Here is a 19,862-nt window from a genome sequence, read left to right as displayed (position 1 = left end):
GATTACTATCAGTAATTAATAGTAAAAATATTTTTTTTCTTAAATATATTATATATGATAATACTTTTTTGCACTATGATCAAGTTGTATTCTATTTTTACATAGAGAAGAAAAATCAAATTCAGTTTGAATAAAATATTATTGAGTATTAATAGATAAATTCTATCATTAAAATTGATTGGTTTCATCTCTAGAAAAAAATTAATAAATAGTCTCTAATTTTTATATCTATCTACAAAGATAGACTCTTATAGTATTTATTTAATTACTATTTATTAGTAGTTAATTTATTTAAGGCACAATTGATGTACTTTCTTTCGCTACAATTAGTACCAGAAACAACATTATCCCCTCCTGCTGCGGTACCAACTACTTTACGGCTCATTAAGTCATCTATCTGCAATACGTTAATAGTTTCATATTTCATTAATGCATCTTTCATTGCATGCAAGATATCTATATTATCAATCAATAGTGTACGTGCACGTATATAATTTCGTTCAATTAATGATTTCACTTCTTGATCGATGATACGTGTCGTTTCATCTGATATATGTTTTGACTTAGCTACTGAGCGTCCCAGAAATACTTCGCACTCTTCCTCTGTATATAAAAGAGGACCTAATTTTTCAGAGAAACCCCATTGAGTTACCATATTTCTGGCAATAGATGTTGCTACTTTGATGTCGTTAGAAGCACCAGTAGAAATATTTTCTGAACCATAAATAATTTCTTCTGCTAACCTACCACCATATAGGGTAGATATTTGGCTTTCTAACTTTTGGCGACTAACGCTGATAGTATCCCTTTCTGGGAGAAAAAATGTAACCCCAAGGGCTCTACCGCGCGGAATAATCGTTACTTTATGAACTGGATCATGTTCTGGTACCAGACGACCAATGATGGCATGTCCAGCTTCGTGATAAGCTGTAGACTCTTTTTGTGCTTCGGTCATTACCAGAGAACGGCGCTCGGCGCCCATCATAATTTTATCTTTTGCTTTTTCAAATTCTATCATTGATACCATGCGTTTACTACCACGGGCTGCAAATAGAGCGGCTTCGTTTACTAGGTTAGCTAAATCTGCACCTGAAAATCCAGGTGTCCCACGCGCAATAACTAAGATATCTATATCAGGTGCAAGCGTCACATGACGTATGTGCACTCTCAAAATTTGTTCTCTTCCTCTAATATCTGGTAGTCCCACTACCACATGACGATCAAAACGACCAGGACGAAGTAAAGCAGGATCTAAAACATCTGGGCGATTAGTTGCAGCAATAACGATAATTTCTTCATTTCCTTCAAATCCGTCCATTTCAACAAGCATTTGGTTTAGAGTTTGTTCACGTTCATCATGACCACCACCAAGTCCTGCACCACGATGACGTCCTACTGCATCAATTTCATCAATAAAGATAATGCATGGTGCTGCTTTCTTAGCTTGCTCAAACATATCACGAACGCGAGACGCACCTACTCCCACAAACATTTCTACAAAATCAGAACCAGAAATATTAAAAAAAGGAACTTTAGCTTCACCAGCAATAGCTTTGGCTAGTAATGTTTTTCCGGTACCAGGAGGACCTACCATTAAAACTCCTTTAGGAATTTTTCCCCCAAGTTTTTGAAACCTACTTGGTTCACGCAAGTAATCTACTAGTTCACTAACTTCTTCTTTAGCTTCATCACAACCAGCAACATCAGCAAATGTTATTTTCATTTTATCTTCAGTAAGGATTCTAGCCTTACTTTTACCAAAAGACATAGCACCTTTACTGCCGCTTTGCATTTGCCGCATAAAGAAAACCCAGACCCCAATGAGTAATAACATCGGAAACCAAGAGATAAATACAGATGCTATAATATTGGGTTCTTCTGGAGGCTCCCCGACAACTTTCACGCTTTTTGTCAAAAGAATATCAAGAAGCTTAGGATCATTTATAGGAATATAAGTAATATAGCGATTACTATTTTTTTTAATAACTGTGATTTCACGACCATTAATACGTGCTTCTTTAACCTGATCTTTATTTAATTCAGACATAAAAGTAGAGTAATCTACTTGACGTTTATTATATTCGTGGGGACTCAAACTCTGAAATACAGAAATTAATAAAACTGCAATAATTAACCAAATAATTAGGTTTTTTGCCATGTCACTCAAGGAATTAACCTCATATGATATATAAATTAAAGTTAAGATACTAGAATTTACGTTCTTTCGCTACAATATACACTTCTCGTGAATGGTTCCGAGAAGCTTCAGGTTTACGAATTTTGACATTCTTAAAAAGAGAACGTATTGTATGCAGGTACTTATCAAAAGTTTCTCCCTGAAACATTTTTACCAAAAAACTACCACTGGGGGCAAGAATATCTAGACACATTTCCAGTGCTAATTCTACTAGATACATAGCTTTAGGTATATCAACTGCTGGAATACCACTTATATTAGGAGCCATATCTGATAGTACTACCTGCACTTTTTTTTTACCTATAATTTCCATCAAAGACTTTAACACTAATGGGTTACGAAAATCACCTTGTATAAAATCTACACCTACTATTAAATCCATTGGTAGAATATCACAAGCAATAACACGACCTTTATTGCCTATTTGCATAACAACATATTGAGACCAACCTCCAGGGGCAGATCCTAAATCTACTACAGTTATTCCTGGATAAAATAGCTTGTCACTTTGTTGTATTTGATGAAGTTTAAACCAAGCACGAGAACGCAGTTGTTTTTTTTGTGCCTGCTGAACATATTTATCATTAAAGTGTTCTTGTAGCCAACGGGTAGAACTTGTAGAACGATTTTTAGTAGTCATTTTTATATATTAATTACTTAAAATTAACTTTAGCAAGATTTAATAAATATATTCATATATATTTTGTATTTATAGGAAAAGAATTACTTAAATTAAGAGATATTAGTAAAAAAATTTTTATTTCTGTTGAGAGATATCTAACTAGTAAGTTTACAAATAATCAACACTAAGTATCTTATATTTTACTACTCCACTAGGAGTTTTAATAACTACAATGTCTCCTTCTATTTTTCCAACAAGTCCGCGAGCTATAGGAGAATTAATAGAAATTAGATTTTGTTTAAAATCAGCTTCATCATCACCGACAATGCAATATTTTGTTTTTTCTTTTTTATTAAGATTCTCTACACTAACTGTAGCCCCAAAAATAACTTTGCCGTTCGGGGTAAGCTTAGTTACATCTATCACCTGTGCATTAAATAATTTAGTTTCTATTTTTTCTATTCGGCATTCACAAAATCCTTGTTGTTCTCTAGCAGCATGATACTCAGCATTTTCTTTTAAATCACCATATTCACGAGCATCAGCAATAGATCTGGTAATCTTAGGTCGGCAAACATTTTTTAAATATTCAAGTTCCTTACGGAGTTTTTCCGCGCCGCGCCTAGTCATAGGAATCTTATTCATAATAATTACACACCTCGAGATAAAAAATTTTGATATAATTTTATATTATAGATATAACATACACTATAAAAATGTATCAGCAGAAGAACTTATCGCATAATTTCTTTATTATTTTTTTTGCAAAATGATGCTCTTAGAAACAAATAACAGTATTTTATCGTTTTATTATTAGTTGTAGTTAAAAATTATTCTGCATTTAAGAAATATTTCATTTCACAAGATGCCTTTAAATTAGATAATTAAAATTTAATTTTTAGAGGTCGATAATAAATCTCTTAAGAGAATAGATTATGTATCTAGGAATGAAGCAGAAAAGAATATATGGATTCATTTTAAATGTTATTTAGATAACGTCTTGTAAAGACGAATAACTAGATAAAATAGATAACTATCACTTTGCTTGTGAATACAGGTGATAAATTATAAATAGTATAGAAAATGATAATTACAGCACCATTGGTCGGTGAGAGAGGATTTGAACCTCTGACCCATACGTCCCGAACGTATTGCGCTGCCAGACTGCGCCACTCACCGTACGGAAAATTATTATACTCTGTTTAATCCCCAGAGTAAATCTGTAGTTAGTACATATCCATAACCATCTAATACAGTAGAATCGTAGTAAGATAATTTATTCTTATTTTTTCTAGAAGATAGCAATCTAGCACGCACTAATTTCAAAAATTTCCATAATAATAATTATTCTTATGGTTGGTTGTTAACTGCATTTAATCGTAGATTATTAATAATTTCTTTTAATTCACCATTTTGGTACATCTCAATAATTATATCACATCCACCAATAAAATTACCATTTATCCATAGTTGTGGGAATGTAGGCCAGTTAGCTAATTTAGGTAATTCAACACGAATATCTGGATTAATTAGTACATCAATATAAGAAAAATTTTCTACGTATTTAGAAATAATTTCTACTGCTTTAGCAGAAAAACCACAACTGGGACAGTTTGGGGATCCTTTCATATAAAGAAGTATTTTATTTTCTTTTATTTGTTGTTTAATTTTTTTAATATTCATGTTTCTCTTCTAACAATTAATTTGTTAATAACAAACAGTTAAGAACATATTTTTTTATGAAACTTAAATTCTTACATATACTTAAATATCAGTTTCAGAGAGTAAATTATTTTTCAATAACAAAAGTTATGATTACTCTTTGCTAAGAAGACCCGCTCTACAGTATTAACAATCAACTGCGTCTGCGAATCAATTTCGATATTAACGTTATAACCTAGTAGTTTTTTACCTAGTGTAGTACGTAGTAATGTTTCAGGTATTAAATGTACACAAAAGCAATTATTAACTACTTTTCCAACTGTTAAGCTAATACCGTCTAAGGCAATATATCCTTTATGCAAAACATATTTTATTAATGTATAATTGTGTAATGAAAACCACAGTTGTCGGTTATTTTCTGATATAATAATTTTCATTAATTCAGCAATACAAATAATATGTCCTGATATTAGATGACCGCTAATTTCTGAATGAAGTCTTGCCGCTCTCTCTATATTAATTTCATCACCTACTTTAAGCTGGCATAAATTAGTTAGTCTTAACGTTTCTTTCATTAGATCAAAACTTATTAAAGTACCATTAATACCAGTAACTGTCAAACAACAACCATTATGTGCTACTGAAGCTCCAATATTCAAGTTTGGTAATAACTCTACAGGTAATAGTATATAATGAGTACGAAAAAACTTTTTTTCTTCAATCGCGATAATGGGCGCCGTAGATTGAATTATACCAGTAAACATAAGTTTTCCTTATCTAAAAAATATTAACGATTAGTTAAACTTATTAGTAAATATTAATTTTACCTACCTTTATACATACCTAAATCATGCAGCATATGATAAGTAAAATTATTAGGTTCTCTTGTCTGCTAGAATTTATTAATCAGCACCATATTGTTTTTTTAAAAGATAAAATTTATTATATTCACATTTATATTTTTATATATACATATTATGTACTATTTACATAGTAGAATTACTAATTTCTATAAAAAATTAAAATAATTTTTATTAAAATTATTTTTAAAATAAAGTAATAAAAATCTATCGCTGTAATGATAGATAATACCTATGTAATATTTTAATACCTATACTACTGCTGTATAGATAAATTCTAAATCACTAGAATAGCAAGAGAACAGAGGATTATTTATATAAAATATTGATCACTATTCACGTTGCTATCTATATTATTCCTAATGATAAATATTATCAAATAAAATTTATATATGAAAATAAGTGAAATAAAAAAGTTACTGATGAAAAATATTGCATTAGATGAAGTTTATGTAAACGTCACCGGCAGACATTTTAAGATTATTGCAGTTAGCGAGTTATTCGCTGATATGAGCTCAGTTAAAAAACAGCAGATTATTTATACACCACTTATGGAACATATTTTAAAGAAACGTATTCACGCTTTATCAATTAAAGTATACACTCCAAAAGAGTGGCAATTTTATCGTAAATTTAAAATTGGGGGAATTTTTACATAGTAAAAAATTTTTTTGATGTTAAAGTTATTCAAAAGTATTTTAAATAGCAGTATTAGTAACTAATTTTAGTATTAAAGTACCTACTAAGAGTTAAGTAGTTAATTTATAAGATTCCCATATAAAAATGCGGCATTTGCCGAAACATTAGATACAAAACAAAATATCTTCAACTTTAAAGATATTGATGGTACTAGTAAGATAGAGATAGACACTGCTGTAATCTGAGAAACAAATGGTTCTTATGTGTGCAGTCCTCCAAGAAACATCAAGTTGATAATAGTCCGTCTACGTACCATCAACGTGGTGATATTTATATGTTAGTAGTTTGGAGCAGCATAGCAGCAAAGCTACTATAAAAAAAGTGATTAATGTTTACAAACAAACTTTATCTGCAAGTACAACTATAATTAGCGTCAGTGCTACGATAACAGTTATAAAAACAGTAGAATGGGTTGGAACTTAATTATCATATTAATCGTGGTTCTTGCTGATATCTAGAAGATAAAAAATCTAAGTAAATATTTAAAAATTTATTAAAATTGATATTTTTTTATTTACTGTATTAATAATTTGATTATGTTTGAGAGTATTTATAGTATTTAGGTCATGGTATGTATCTCTACCGGCCAGCCACCTAAACGTTTCCAGCGATTAACTAATTCACAAAACAGCGCTGCTGTACGTTCAGTATCATATAATGCTGAATGAGCTTCGTTATTATCAAATTCTATACCAGCAGCGTTACAAGCTTTTGCTAATACAGTCTGTCCCAGAACTAGTCCACTCAATGCTGCTGTATCAAAAGTAACAAAAGGATGAAATGGGTTGTGTTTTAAATCAGCACGTTCTGCAGCGACCATTAAAAAATCATGATCAAAAGCTGCATTATGAGCTACAATAATAGCACGATTACAATCGTGCTCTTTAATACCTTTACGTACCATTTTAAATATCTTATATAAAGCCTCGTGCTCAGTAACAGCACCTCGTAAAGGATTTAACGGATCTATACCATTAAATGCCAAAGCTTCTGGTTGTAGCTGCGCGCCAGGAAAAGGATCAATATGAAAATGAAGAGTATTGTCAGCATGTAACCATCCTTTTTTATCCATTTTTAATGTTACAGCAGCTATTTCTAATAAAGCATCAGTTCCAGCATTAAACCCAGCTGTTTCTACATCAATAACCACCGGATAAAAGCCTCTAAAGCGAATGCTGAGGGTATTGATATTTTCTATTTTTACTATTTTATCCATTTTTATGTTATCTTAATAGAGATTTTAATCGCTTTTATGGCATAGATTCGTATCTATTGATAAATTTCCATACCATTTAGTCTATATCTGCTTCTAGCTATAGCTTCAGAACTATGAAATAGTTAATATTGTTTAGTTATCTAATCAGAAAACAAAATAAAATATATATTTAATTATTTTATAATGTAAAGTAAATTATGGAAATATTCCATATTTTATAGATGATGCTTTATCAAGAAATAAAATATTAATTGGCAACCTATTATTATTAGCATCTCTATTATATCAGTATCATAATTAATTCTATAAGTTAAAAAACTAACTTGAGTATCAAAAAATTTATGTATATCATATCAACTTATGTTGTCTAAATAACTTTCTTTTCCCGAAGAAATTTTTTCTTAAATAAGAAAATATTTTGTTATAGAAGTTCTTTTATTTTAAAATTTATCTTTTAAATATAAAACAGTATCTTGCATTAACAGAATAATTCTATTTTTAGTTTTATAATGGAGTTTTTAATGGTAAGCAATAACCTTCTGCAAGAATTGCAGAAGCGAGGATTTGTTGCTCAGGTTACAAATAAAAAAGATCTAGCTGATAGATTAGCTTCAGGACCAATAGTTTTATATTGTGGTTTCGATCCCACCGCTGACAGCTTACATTTAGGACATTTAGTCCCATTATTTTGCTTGATTCGCTTTCAACTAGCTGGTCACCGTCCGATAGCATTAGTAGGTGGTGCTACAGGTATTATTGGAGATCCCAGTTATAAAACTACTGAGCGTAAGCTTAATGCTCTGGAAATTATTCATGAATGGGTAGAAAAAATTAAATATCAAGTGTCATCAGTTCTCGACTTTAACTGTGGTGATAATAGCGCTATCGTTGTAAACAATTATGATTGGTTTCGTTCAATAAACGTCCTGACATTTTTGCGTGATATTGGGAAATATTTTTCTGTTAATAAGATGATTAACAAAGAAACGGTAAAGCAACGTTTAAAACGTACTAGTGGGATTTCTTTTACAGAGTTTTCTTATAACGTTTTACAAGGATATGATTTTTCATACCTTAACAAAAAGTATGGCGTAGCACTTCAAATTGGAGGATCTGATCAATGGGGAAATATCACTTCTGGTATCGATTTAACACGTAGATTAAATAACAACACTGTATATGGTCTTACGTTACCACTTATAAATAAAAAAGACGGCACTAAATTCGGTAAAACCGAATCTGGTACTGTTTGGCTAGATCCCAATAAAACGAGCCCATATAAATTCTATCAATTCTGGATTAATACCGCTGATAACGACGTATATTTCTTTTTAAAGATTTTTACCTTTCTAGAATTATCGACAATAGAAGCGCTAGAAAAAGCGGATCTAGATAGCAATAAAGCACCAATAGCCCAAGCTATTTTAGCCGAAGAGATAACTCGTATAATTCATGGTAAGCATGGTTTAGAAGCTGCAAAACGTATTACTGCCAGCATATTTACCGGAAATATAGCGAAATTAACTAAGAATGATTTCGATCAAATGGCACAGGACGGCATACCTACAGTAGTTATTGATAGTCATCTAGTAGATTTACAGCAGGCGTTGCTAGTATCTAATTTAGCATTGTCGAGAAGACAGGCTCGCACTATGATAAAGTCCAATGCTATTGCCATAAACGGGAAAAAACAAACATCAGAAAATTATGTTTTTAAAGAATCTGACAGGCTATATGGTCATTATACTTTATTACGAAGAGGTAAAAAACATAATTTTCTGCTTTATTGGCAATAAACTTGAATAAAAATAATTACACTACATAACGCCAAATTTCTTTAGGTACTTGTCCTAGATTAAATAACCTGCCACCGGCAGCCAATTCAGCACGGCGATGATCTGCTGCCCTATACATATTTATAATTTCCACATCATTTTTAATGGAAGAATTTAAGTAATCGAATAATTTTTCTAAACTTTCAGAATTTTTTAATTTACGAAACTTAAGTAAATAATCGTAGGTAGTCATTTATTACTTTTATAGTAGATCTATCTCTATTTAGAATAGATAGTAATGTAAAACATAAAATTTACAGTATATATTATAGAATATATATCAATTTTTTCAAAATTTAAATATAAAATAATAAGTACACAAAAATTGATGATGCATCCGGGAGGATTTGAACCTCCGACCGCTCGGTTCGTAGCCGAGTACTCTATCCAACTGAGCTACGGATGCATTGTGTATTGTGTATATTATATTCTTGCGGCGAGGGAGGGATTCGAACCCTCGATACAATTGTTTATTGTATACTCCCTTAGCAGGGGAGCGCCTTCAGCCTCTCGGCCACCTCACCCATGCTATTTAACTATATAATAGCAAACTAAATATTAATTTATCTATCTTAGATAAGTCAAACTATTTTTATATTATAATTAGTTATTTTTATTTAGGTTAAAATTCTTCTTATTTAAGAATATAGAAAAATATTTTTAGTAGATTCTGCTACGCTTTATTATTAGCTTGGATAGGTTGGTCGTATATTTCTTCTCTATACACAGAAATTTCTTTAGGAGCATTAACACCAATACGAACCTTGTTGCCTTTAACGCTTAAAACAGTAACTATAATTTTATTACGAATTATTAAGGTTTCACCAACTTTACGAGTTATAATAAGCATTTTGTTTCCTTAAAAATTGTTTAAAATGATAGCTTCTACACTTGCTAATGCAGTGGCTAATGTATGGGTATTCTTACCACCACTAGCTTGTGCTATATCTGCTCTGCCACCACCTTTGCCACCTACCTGCTGTGCTATATGAAGAATAATATCAGATGCTTTAATTCTATCAGTTAAATCCTTAGTTACACCGGTTATTAGATCGATTCTACCTGCTATCATTGTAGCCAGAACAATAATAGCAGAACCCAGTTTATTTTTTAAATGGTCTACCATAATACGTAACACTTTAGATTCAACATTATCTAATTGAGTTACTAAAACTTTAATTCCTTTAATATTACGAACATTATGGCTAATAGATAGAACTTGTTGTATTGCATATTTATTTGTTAATTTATTAATATATGTTTCTAACTGGCGAGAATGTTCCTGCAGTGTTCGTACCTTATTCACTATGGTTTGGTTATCACTTTTTATTAATTGTGTAACTTGGTTTAATAAATTATTTTGTTGATGAAATAATATTATTGCTTCTTCTCCAGTAACAGCTTCAATACGACGTATATTAGCAGCAGTGCCTGATTCTTTAGTAATCATAAAGAGTCCAATATCTCCAGTACGACTTGTATGAGTTCCTCCACACAATTCTTTAGAAAAATCGCCCATACTCAGCATTCTTACATATTTATCGTATTTATCGTTAAATAATGCTATGGCTCCTTTTTTACAGGCTTCTTCTAGAGTTAGAATTTCTGTTTTAATAGATATATTACGTCTGATATATTTATTAACAATAGTTTCTACCTGGCGTATTTGTTCTAGTTTCATAGCTTTACTATGGAAAAAATCAAAACGTAAGTATTTATCTTTTACTAAAGAACTCTTTTGTTGAACATGGGGGCCAAGCACTTGACGTAACGCTGCATGTAGTAAATGTGTAGCCGAGTGATTTAAGCAAATACTTTGACGACGAATCTCATTTACTTGTGCGGTAATATTCATACCTATTCTTATTTCACCGTAACTCATTTTACCTAAGTGACCAATGGTATTACCGTATTTCTGAGTATCTATTACTTCAAAACTTCCAGAAGCAGCTTTTAATTCACCTTGGTCTCCAACCTGTCCACCCATCTCACTATAAAATGGTGTTTCTTTAAGTACTATTATTGCTTCTTCTCCATTACAGATTATATCTACTGGATGACCATTGTGGAAGATAGCGATTACTCTACTTTGATGTTTCAGTTGTTCATATCCCAAGAAGTAAGATATTTCTTCTAATGGCAGTAAATTACTGTAGTAATCTCTAAAATTGCGTGATTCGCGAGCTCGTTTACGCTGCGCTTCTATAGATGATTTAAATCCTGTTTGATCCACGTCTAAGTTACGTTCACGACAAATATCTAAAGTAAAATCCAAAGGAAAACCATAGGTGTCATAAAGACGAAAAGCAGTTTCTCCCTTAAGAGAATCCCCAGGATTCAATTTTGCTAGCTCTTCATCTAATAGCGTTAAACCACGTTTAAGTGTGCGATTAAATTGCTCTTCTTCAGTACGAAGAATTTGTTCTACTATTGATCGCTGTACTTTTAAGTTACTCGCAACACTACCCATTACTTCGATGAGTGGTGCAACTAGTTTGTAAAAAAAAGTATTGTTAGTTCCTAACATATTTCCATGGCGTATCGCACGGCGAATGATACGGCGTAGTACATATCCTCTACCTTCGTTTGAAGGTACAACGCCATCACTGATAATAAAAGCACAAGAGCGAATATGATCAGCAATAACACGTAAAGATTTGCTATTAATGTTATTTGTGCCTGTTACCAAAGCTACAGCGTCAAGAAGTTTTTTAAACAAGTCTATATCATAATTCGAGTCAACATTTTGTAATACTGCAGCAATACGCTCTAGACCCATACCATTATCTACTGAAGGTTTTGGTAAATTAAGCATAGTTCCGTCAGACTGACGGTTGAATTGCATAAATACCAAGTTCCAAATTTCAATGTAACGATCTCCATCGTTATCTATGCTTCCCGGCGGACCTCCTAAAAGATGATTCCCATGATCATAAAATATTTCTGAACATGGCCCGCAAGGTCCAGTTTCGCTCATTTGCCAAAAATTATCCGAGTTATAGGCAATACCTTTATTATCTCCGATACGGATAATCCTATTCAAAGGTACTCCAATATCATTAGTCCAGATATTATATGATTCATAATCGGTAGCATAAACTGTCACCCATAATTTCTCTTGGGGTAGGTTAAACCATTGTTTACTAGTTAATAATTCCCATGCAAATCGTATAGCATCATATTTAAAATAGTCTCCAAAGCTAAAATTTCCTAACATCTCAAAAAAAGTATGGTGACGAGTAGTATAGCCTACATTTTCTAAATCGTTATGCTTGCCACCAGCACGTACACAGCGCTGTGACGTAGTAGCTCTACGATAAGAACGATTATCTATTCCTAAAAATACATCTTTGAACTGGTTCATACCGGCGTTAGTAAAAAGCAATGTGGGATCGTTATTAGGCACCAACGAACTACTAGCTATAATTTGATGTGCCTTGCTATGAAAAAAATTAAGAAACTCCTGACGTATCTCATCGATGCTCTTACTCATAGTTATCTCTAAGTTAGATAGATAAATTATCCATAAAATTTAAGAAACTTCTCGCCATTAGTGAAAATTACAATATTTTTTAAAACTTTAACAAGTGTAAATGACGCTAAATTTTTTTTTTACAGTAAAAAAATATTTTTTTATTATATTTATGTTACTTCAACAGTATATCACGTAATTTATTATCTATTTCTACAGCTAATTCTGATTGATTATGTAAAAAATTACATGCAGTAGTCTTCCCCTGACCAATTTTTTCACCATTATAGCTATACCAAGCACCAGATTTTTCTATTAAATTGTATTTAACTCCTAGATCAATAAGTTCACCGTAAATATTAATTCCTTCACTGTACAGTATTTGAAATTCTGCCTGTTTAAAAGGAGCAGCAATTTTGTTTTTTACTACTTTAACTCGTGTTTCACTACCAACTACTACATCTCCTTCTTTTACTGAACCAATACGACGGATATCTAGACGAACTGATGCATAAAATTTTAGAGCATTGCCACCAGTAGTAGTTTCCAAATTCCCAAACATAACGCCGATTTTCATACGGATCTGATTAATAAAAATCAATAGAGTATTAGCGTTTTTTAAATTTCCTGCAAGTTTTCTCATGGCTTGGCTCATCATACGAGCTGCTAGTCCCATATGTAATTCACCAATTTCACCCTCTATTTCTGCTTTTGGTGTTAATGCAGCAACAGAGTCAACAACAATAACATCTACGGCACCAGAACGAGTAAGTGCATCACATATTTCTAACGCTTGTTCTCCAGTATCTGGTTGAGAGCACAGAAGATTATCAATATCCACCCCAATTTTTTTAGCGTATATAGGATCCAGAGCGTGTTCAGCATCAATAAAGGCACAAATTTTATTTTTACGCTGTGCTGAAGCTATAACTTGTAGGGTCATGGTTGTTTTACCTGATGATTCCGGACCGTATATTTCTACGATACGTCCCATAGGCAACCCCCCAGCTCCTAAAGCAATATCTAAAGATAAAGAACCTGTAGATATTGTTTCAACATTCATAGAGCGATCTTCACCTAGACGCATAATTGATCCTTTACCAAATTGTTTTTCAATCTGGTTTAACGCTTCAGATAATGCTTTTTGTTTATTTTCATCAATAACCATTTTAATTCCTCTAAATATAGATATCGTTATTATTACTAATATTTTGTCAATATCTAACAGATGATATTTATTAAAATTAATAAATATTAAATAAATATTTGAATGATTTTCAATAATCATTTATTAAAATTTAGAATTAGATTCTACTAAAAATTAAAGAATTAAATGTTTTAATAAGATTAAAACATTATTAATACAATTTTTAAAAAAATTCTTTATGGATAAAATTTATTATTAAATTTAAAGAAATTAATTTCTTAAGAAGACAATTCATCGTAAACTTTAAATATCTAAATCTAATAAGTAATGTTATACAATACAATTATCTTGTATCTAGAAAAAAGAAATTAGATATTTATAATAAATAATTGTTAATTAACAGATGATAGTTAGCATGCATTACTAATACAGTAAAGTAATTGTATAGAAAAATTATCTTAACTAAGAGATTAAAAATAAAGGTCTATTTTAAATTGGTTTTATTATTTTACTACTAGCTAATCTTTGCAAAAACCCAGACAAATTTTTAGTTAATTATCGTATAATATTGAATAATTAACGAAATACTTTTCTCAAATAATTTTGTTATTTCATAATTGATCTGGCTCTAGTAGAACTAAGAAGCTGCTTCTACGCAGTAAGTAATTTTAATATATGAAACAAAAATCAAGATTATCTACTATATAAAATGGTAAAGTCAAAAAGAAATGAGATAAAACAAGTATCTTACTAATTAATTTTGATCTGTACTGGTAACTATTTTATAGTAAAAAATATTCTAACATTTAAGAAACTGAATTCTCAATTCTAATATTATTATGGGGCATAAGGGATACTCTTTCCTTTATTGAAGTTCTCTTTGTAAAGATTATTACAACAGTAAATTTTACTGCTAGTATTTTGGGTTGGATAGCAAAAAATATTTAAATTTTCTTATATCAAGAAAAATTGATGTATCTTATCTGCAAAATTCCATGTATACTAATTACCCATCAAGATAATCTAACTATCTTGACTGTACCCTACAGTTATTACATAATTACCGTTATATTATTGAAAAATTTTTTTTAACGATATTACATCATAATATAATCCTTAATAATCATACTTACATACAATAACAATAAAATTTTTCAGCTATCTTAACTAAGAGTTATTAGAAGCCCTTGTTTTACTAAAAGTAATAAACAAATATCCACCACCAGCTGATTACTGAAATCATAAAATCATATAAATTGACGTTTTTCACCAGGTCCAGCAATATTAGTAATACAGCGACTGCAAATTTCTGGATAATTAGTATTATGACCAATATTTAATTCATAATGCCAGCATCGCGGACATTTTTTTCCTTTAGCCTTGGTTAAGGTAATCTTTAAATCTTTTAATCCTTGACACTGCATAGCATCATCGCTAGCATCATCATAATCTGCTATCACAGCATTTGAAGTTAGTAAAGCAAAATAAAGTTCATTACCTAATTGACGCAGCAAAGTAGCAAGATAAGGTTTAGCATAAAGTATAACACTAGCTTCTAGTGAAGCACCAATGCGCTTATCAGCACGTGCTATCTCTATAATTTTATTGGTTTCACTACGTACTTGTAACAAGGTACGCCAATAAATATCATTAAATTGTTGGTTAGAATCGATTTTAAATAGTCCTGTATACCATTCTTCGGTAAATACATACGGCATTCTTTTTCCAGGGATAAATCCCCAAATTTCGTCGGCGGTAAATGACATAATAGGTGCTATCCAACGAACAATTGCCTCGCTAATATGATATAATGAAGTTTGACAACTACGACGGGCAATGCTGTCAGCTTTAGCTGTATACTGACGATCTTTAATAAGATCTAGATAAAAAGAACCCATTTCAATTGAACAAAATTGCATTATGCGCTGTATCACATTATGAAAATCATATTTATTGTAAGCAGCTATAATTTCTTCTTGAGTCGTTAGTGCACAGCTAACAGCCCAGCGATCTAACAATATCATGTTTTCCGGATTTACAATATGTTTTTGGGGATCGAAAAAATTTAAATTAGCTAGTAAAAAACGTGTAGTGTTACGTATACGACGATAGATGTCTACTGATCTTTTAAGTATCTCATTAGAGATTGTCATCTCTCCTGTGTAATCTGATGAAGCTACCCATAGTCGCAGTATATCAGCTCCTAGTTTATCTACAATTTGTTGAGGACTTATTACATTACCTACGGATTTTGACATTTTTCTACTCTTTCCGTCAACAATAAATCCGTGGGTTAGTACCTGACGATATGGTGCCTTACCGTACATAGCAGTTGAGATTATCAATGATGACATAAACCAACCACGATGTTGATCAGAACCTTCTAAATAGAGATCTGGTGTAGATTTTTCAAATTCTGGACGTACTGAAACTACAGAAAAATATGTAGAACCAGAATCAAACCAAACATCAAGTATGTCTTGTACTTTATGGTAATGAACAGCATCTTCACCAAGAAGATCGATTGGGTTTAAATCCCACCAAGCTTGAATACCTTTTTTTTCTACCAATTGTGCTACTACTTCTATTATTTCTATAGTGCGGGGATGTAATAATTTAGTTTTATTATGCAAAAATAATACCATTGGTACCCCCCAAGTACGTTGACGTGAAACACACCAGTCTGGACAATTAGCTACCATAGTTTCAATTTTTTCCTGACCACAATTAGGAATCCACTTTACTTTTTTAATTTCTTCTAATATTTTTTTACGCAAATCTAGTCGATCTAGGCTAATGAACCACTGTGGAGTAGTACGAAATATAATTGGTGTTTTATGACGCCAACAGTGTGAATAACTGTGTTGCAGTTTCTCTGCATGTATTAGAGCGCCTTTAGCACTTAATATTTCGATTATTATGTCATTTGCTTTTAAAAATTGTATCCCGTTAAGTTTATTAAAAATACCAGATAGATAATAACCATCAGGACCAACTAAGTTGGCAACTTCTAAACCGTATTTTTGACCTAAGATATAATCTTCTAACCCGTGTCCTGGAGCTATATGTACAACTCCTGTACCAGTAGATAAATTTACATGATTGCTAAGAATAACTGATACATCAAAGGTCATAAATGGATGACGAAATTTGAGAAACTCAAGATCGCTACCTTTAGCAGTTCCCAGTATTTTACAATGCTTAATATTGGTTCTTAACATGAAATTCTTAACTAAATCAGCGGCTAAAATATAATATTTTCCATTAATTTCTACTATTTGATAGTCTAAGTTAGGATTAATAGCGATAGCACGATTAGCTGGTAGGGTCCATGGTGTAGTTGTCCAAATAACTATTGAAATTTTATTTTTGAATTCAGTAACTTTAAACTTCTTAGCTACAACTAGGGAATCTACAGCTTCAAAAGTAACGTCAATAGACGGTGAAGTATGTTCATAATATTCAATCTCTGACTCTGCAAGCGCAGAGCAACAATCAATACACCAATGTACTGGCTTAGCACCTTTATACAAATAACCGTTAGCTATAATCTTACCAAGTGCACGAATTATATTTGCTTCTATAGTAAAATTCATTGTTAAGTAAGGTTGTTTCCAGTCACCTAGTATACCTAGGCGAATGAAATCTTTTTGCTGCTTAGCTACCTGTTTTGCAGCGTAATTTCTACAGGAAGCTCTGAAATCAGAAGCATTAATTTCATTACTACCAGGCTTGCCGCCGATAATTTGTTCTACTTTTAATTCAATTGGAAGACCATGGCAGTCCCAACCGGGCACATATGGTGAATCATAACCCATTAATATTTTAGATTTAATAATGATATCTTTAAGAATTTTATTAACCGAGTGACCAATATGAATATTGCCGTTAGCATACGGAGGGCCATCATGTAAAATAAATTTTTCTTTACCTTTTCTTGCTTGACGAATAATTCCATAAAGATCATGACTATACCAGCGTTGTAGAATATTAGGTTCAAGCGTGGCTAAATTACCCCGCATAGGAAATTTTGTATCAGGTAAATTTAGAGTATATTTTTTGTAATTATTCATTAAATTCTATCTTCCTTATTTTAGTATTTGTTAGCATTCTTAGGTATTTGACTAAAATAGTTCTGGATATTTAACAGGGTTAAATCGATAAAAGAATCAACCAAGTTTTCATTATTTTTTTATTGGGTATCAATAATTATTAAATAATATTAGCAAAAAAACTTTTAGTCGATAATATATTTGCTACTTACATAGCAGAATTTATCTAGCTAAATAAACTACTACTAAATAAATAGTCAGAATTATAATATTCTGATTATGAAAATATTTTTATAAAATAAATTATAATGCGTTTGAAAATAATGTATACTCATAGTATAATTTATTCATTATTAATTAATTGTTTCATATATATATAAGTTCCTTTTAAAAGAATATTTAATCTGTCTATTAACTTATTTTTAATAATTTTTGGAGTTTAATATTGGTTAGTTCAGCTAAGAAACGCACCGTACAAGCTGAAAAGCGTCGTCAATATAATGCAAGCAATCGTTCAATGATTAGAACTTTCTTGAAAAAGGTATATACTGCTATTGCATCAAGCGATAATGAAGCTGCACAGAATGCTTTTTCTGCTATGCAAAAGATTATTGATAGGAAGGCTAGTAAAGGATTAATACATAAAAATAAAGCGTCTCGTTATAAATCAATTCTTAATGCTAAAATTAATGCTTTAATACAAAATAATAAAATAACACGAATAACAAATAATAAATAGATTACTTTTTAAAAGTAAAAAACTCAGTATCACCGGCATTTTGAACACCGGTGATCGAAAATAACAATCTGGAAATTTTCTCTTAATAGAGAAGTATATTTAACGTGTTAAATCATCAAAAAAATTTTTAACACCATCAAAAAAGTTTTTGGAACGGGGACTATTTTGATCTCCTCGTAAACCTTGAAAACTAGCTTCCAGCTCAGAGAGCAATTTTTTCTGATGTTCGTTAAGTTTTACAGGAGTTTCTACAACTACTCGGCAAATTAAATCTCCTTGAGATCCACCACGGATTGATGTTACTCCTTTTCCCCTTATTCTGAAAAATTTACCAGTTTGCGTTTCTGCTGGAATTTTTAATTTAACACGGCTGTTAAGTGTCGGAACTTCTATTTCCCCTCCTAGCGCCGCCATAGCAAAATTAATCGGTACTTCACAGTAAAGATCATTTTGTTCTCTTTTAAAAAGCTGGTGTTTACGTACTTGTACTTGCACATAGAGATCTCCAGCAGCAGCATCACCAGAGTATCCCTCTCCTGACAAGCGAATACGATCACCAGTATCTACTCCAGCAGGAATTTTTACTGAAATAGTTTTAAATTTTTCTATTCTTCCATGGCTCTGACATTTCATACAAGGATCTTTAATAATCTTACCTTGTCCCTTACAAGTGGGACATGTCTGTTGTACTGAAAAAAAACCTTGGCGCATTTGTACCTGACCTTGTCCATTACAAGTAGGGCAACGTACAGCAGAAGTTCCTTTTCTAGTACCTCTACCATGGCAAATATCACATTCTTCTAAAGTTGGAATTCGTATTTCCCGTGTTACACCGCGCACTGCCTCTTCAAGAGAAAGTTCTATATCATAGCGTAAGTCTGCTCCACGGTTAGCTTGTTGACGACGGCTACTACCAAAAATATCACCAAATACATCACCAAATATTTCGCTAAAATCTGTTCCACTAGAATCTCCATGAAAACTACTAGTACCTCCCCCACTACCTTGTTCAAAAGCTGAGTGACCATATTGATCATAAGCAGCACGTTTTTGTGTATCTGCTAAAACTTCATAAGCTTCTTTAATTTCTTTGAATTTTGCTTCAGCTTCGGTATTGCCTGGATTGCGATCCGGATGAAATTTCATAGCCAGGCGTTTATAGGCTTTTTTGATTTCACGCTCTTCCGCATTCCTGGAAATGCCTAAAATCTTATAATAGTCTGATTTCGCCATTGTCGTATCTTCTGCCCTTAAAATGAGGGCACGGGCGTTGAGGAAACTCTACGCCCGTGCCTGTTTATCCGGGGGTAAGCTGGATTATTAATCGCCGCTATATAATTAAAAAATAAATATCCCGGGAA

At 31.7% G+C, this 19,862-nt stretch carries 13 protein-coding genes, 3 tRNA genes and 2 pseudogenes; 3 read left to right on the top strand and 15 right to left on the bottom strand.

Translation table 11 applies throughout. From position 1 onward, the window contains the following. Positions 1-316: 316 nt before the first annotated feature. From ftsH to A4A67_RS00165, 6 genes and pseudogenes are all read right to left on the bottom strand, one after another. Positions 317-2,167, bottom strand: a pseudogene (gene ftsH, locus A4A67_RS00190) (ATP-dependent zinc metalloprotease FtsH); the annotation flags it as partial. A 40-nt stretch (positions 2,168-2,207) separates the two neighbouring features. Continuing rightward, on the bottom strand, positions 2,208-2,837 hold the full coding sequence (gene rlmE, locus A4A67_RS00185; protein ID WP_067568983.1) for a 23S rRNA (uridine(2552)-2'-O)-methyltransferase RlmE: 630 nt from the start codon (positions 2,835-2,837) through the stop codon (positions 2,208-2,210). Between the two features lie 150 nt (positions 2,838-2,987). Then, positions 2,988-3,464 carry a transcription elongation factor GreA gene (greA, locus tag A4A67_RS00180; RefSeq protein WP_067568975.1) on the bottom strand — a complete coding sequence of 159 codons (477 nt, stop codon included), beginning with the start codon at positions 3,462-3,464 and terminating at the stop codon, positions 2,988-2,990. Between the two features lie 457 nt (positions 3,465-3,921). Beyond that, positions 3,922-3,998: transfer RNA gene (locus A4A67_RS00175), tRNA-Pro, on the bottom strand. Between the two features lie 171 nt (positions 3,999-4,169). Next, on the bottom strand, positions 4,170-4,502 hold the full coding sequence (gene grxD / locus A4A67_RS00170; RefSeq protein WP_067568973.1) for a Grx4 family monothiol glutaredoxin: 333 nt from the start codon (positions 4,500-4,502) through the stop codon (positions 4,170-4,172). A gap of 113 nt (positions 4,503-4,615) precedes the next feature. After that, positions 4,616-5,245 carry a riboflavin synthase gene (locus A4A67_RS00165; protein ID WP_067568970.1) on the bottom strand — a complete coding sequence of 210 codons (630 nt, stop codon included), beginning with the start codon at positions 5,243-5,245 and terminating at the stop codon, positions 4,616-4,618. Between the two features lie 488 nt (positions 5,246-5,733). On the opposite strand from A4A67_RS00165, the gene A4A67_RS00160 reads away from it, so the two are divergent. Continuing rightward, positions 5,734-6,000 (top strand): BolA family protein, encoded by a 267-nt coding sequence (locus A4A67_RS00160; RefSeq protein WP_067568967.1) that lies wholly within the window; start codon positions 5,734-5,736, stop codon positions 5,998-6,000. A gap of 599 nt (positions 6,001-6,599) precedes the next feature. Here the strand turns inward: A4A67_RS00160 and rnt are convergent. Next, positions 6,600-7,256, bottom strand: coding sequence for a ribonuclease T (gene rnt / locus A4A67_RS00155; RefSeq protein ID WP_067568964.1), 657 nt, complete (start codon positions 7,254-7,256; stop codon positions 6,600-6,602). 521 nt (positions 7,257-7,777) lie between these two features. Here rnt and tyrS point away from each other — a divergent pair. Next, positions 7,778-9,052 carry a tyrosine--tRNA ligase gene (gene tyrS, locus A4A67_RS00150; protein ID WP_067568961.1) on the top strand — a complete coding sequence of 425 codons (1,275 nt, stop codon included), beginning with the start codon at positions 7,778-7,780 and terminating at the stop codon, positions 9,050-9,052. Positions 9,053-9,068: 16 nt separating this feature from the next. Here the strand turns inward: tyrS and ydgT are convergent, their stop codons facing one another. From ydgT to ileS, 7 genes and pseudogenes are all read right to left on the bottom strand, one after another. Next, complete coding sequence (gene ydgT, locus A4A67_RS00145) at positions 9,069-9,284, bottom strand: transcription modulator YdgT (protein WP_067568959.1); 216 nt, start codon at positions 9,282-9,284, stop codon at positions 9,069-9,071. A gap of 139 nt (positions 9,285-9,423) precedes the next feature. Further along, positions 9,424-9,497: transfer RNA gene (locus A4A67_RS00140), tRNA-Arg, on the bottom strand. A gap of 28 nt (positions 9,498-9,525) precedes the next feature. Continuing rightward, positions 9,526-9,615: transfer RNA gene (locus A4A67_RS00135), tRNA-Ser, on the bottom strand. A 149-nt stretch (positions 9,616-9,764) separates the two neighbouring features. After that, on the bottom strand, positions 9,765-9,941 hold the full coding sequence (gene csrA, locus A4A67_RS00130; protein ID WP_067568946.1) for a carbon storage regulator CsrA: 177 nt from the start codon (positions 9,939-9,941) through the stop codon (positions 9,765-9,767). A 9-nt stretch (positions 9,942-9,950) separates the two neighbouring features. After that, on the bottom strand, positions 9,951-12,584 hold the full coding sequence (alaS, locus tag A4A67_RS00125) for an alanine--tRNA ligase (RefSeq protein ID WP_067568943.1): 2,634 nt from the start codon (positions 12,582-12,584) through the stop codon (positions 9,951-9,953). A gap of 160 nt (positions 12,585-12,744) precedes the next feature. Next, positions 12,745-13,731, bottom strand: a pseudogene (recA, locus tag A4A67_RS00120) (recombinase RecA); the annotation flags it as partial. 1,226 nt (positions 13,732-14,957) lie between these two features. After that, positions 14,958-17,783 (bottom strand): isoleucine--tRNA ligase, encoded by a 2,826-nt coding sequence (ileS, locus tag A4A67_RS00115; RefSeq protein WP_067568936.1) that lies wholly within the window; start codon positions 17,781-17,783, stop codon positions 14,958-14,960. A 424-nt stretch (positions 17,784-18,207) separates the two neighbouring features. On the opposite strand from ileS, the gene rpsT reads away from it, so the two are divergent. After that, positions 18,208-18,501 (top strand): 30S ribosomal protein S20, encoded by a 294-nt coding sequence (gene rpsT, locus A4A67_RS00110; protein WP_408605903.1) that lies wholly within the window; start codon positions 18,208-18,210, stop codon positions 18,499-18,501. A 99-nt stretch (positions 18,502-18,600) separates the two neighbouring features. Here the strand turns inward: rpsT and dnaJ are convergent, their stop codons facing one another. Continuing rightward, positions 18,601-19,734 (bottom strand): molecular chaperone DnaJ, encoded by a 1,134-nt coding sequence (dnaJ, locus tag A4A67_RS00105; RefSeq protein WP_067568931.1) that lies wholly within the window; start codon positions 19,732-19,734, stop codon positions 18,601-18,603. Positions 19,735-19,862 lie beyond the last annotated feature (128 nt).

Origin of the sequence: Candidatus Mikella endobia (assembly GCF_900048045.1) — a bacterium.
GTDB classification, from domain to species: domain Bacteria; phylum Pseudomonadota; class Gammaproteobacteria; order Enterobacterales; family Enterobacteriaceae; genus Mikella; species Mikella endobia.
This window is presented reverse-complemented; position numbering and strand designations above follow the sequence as displayed.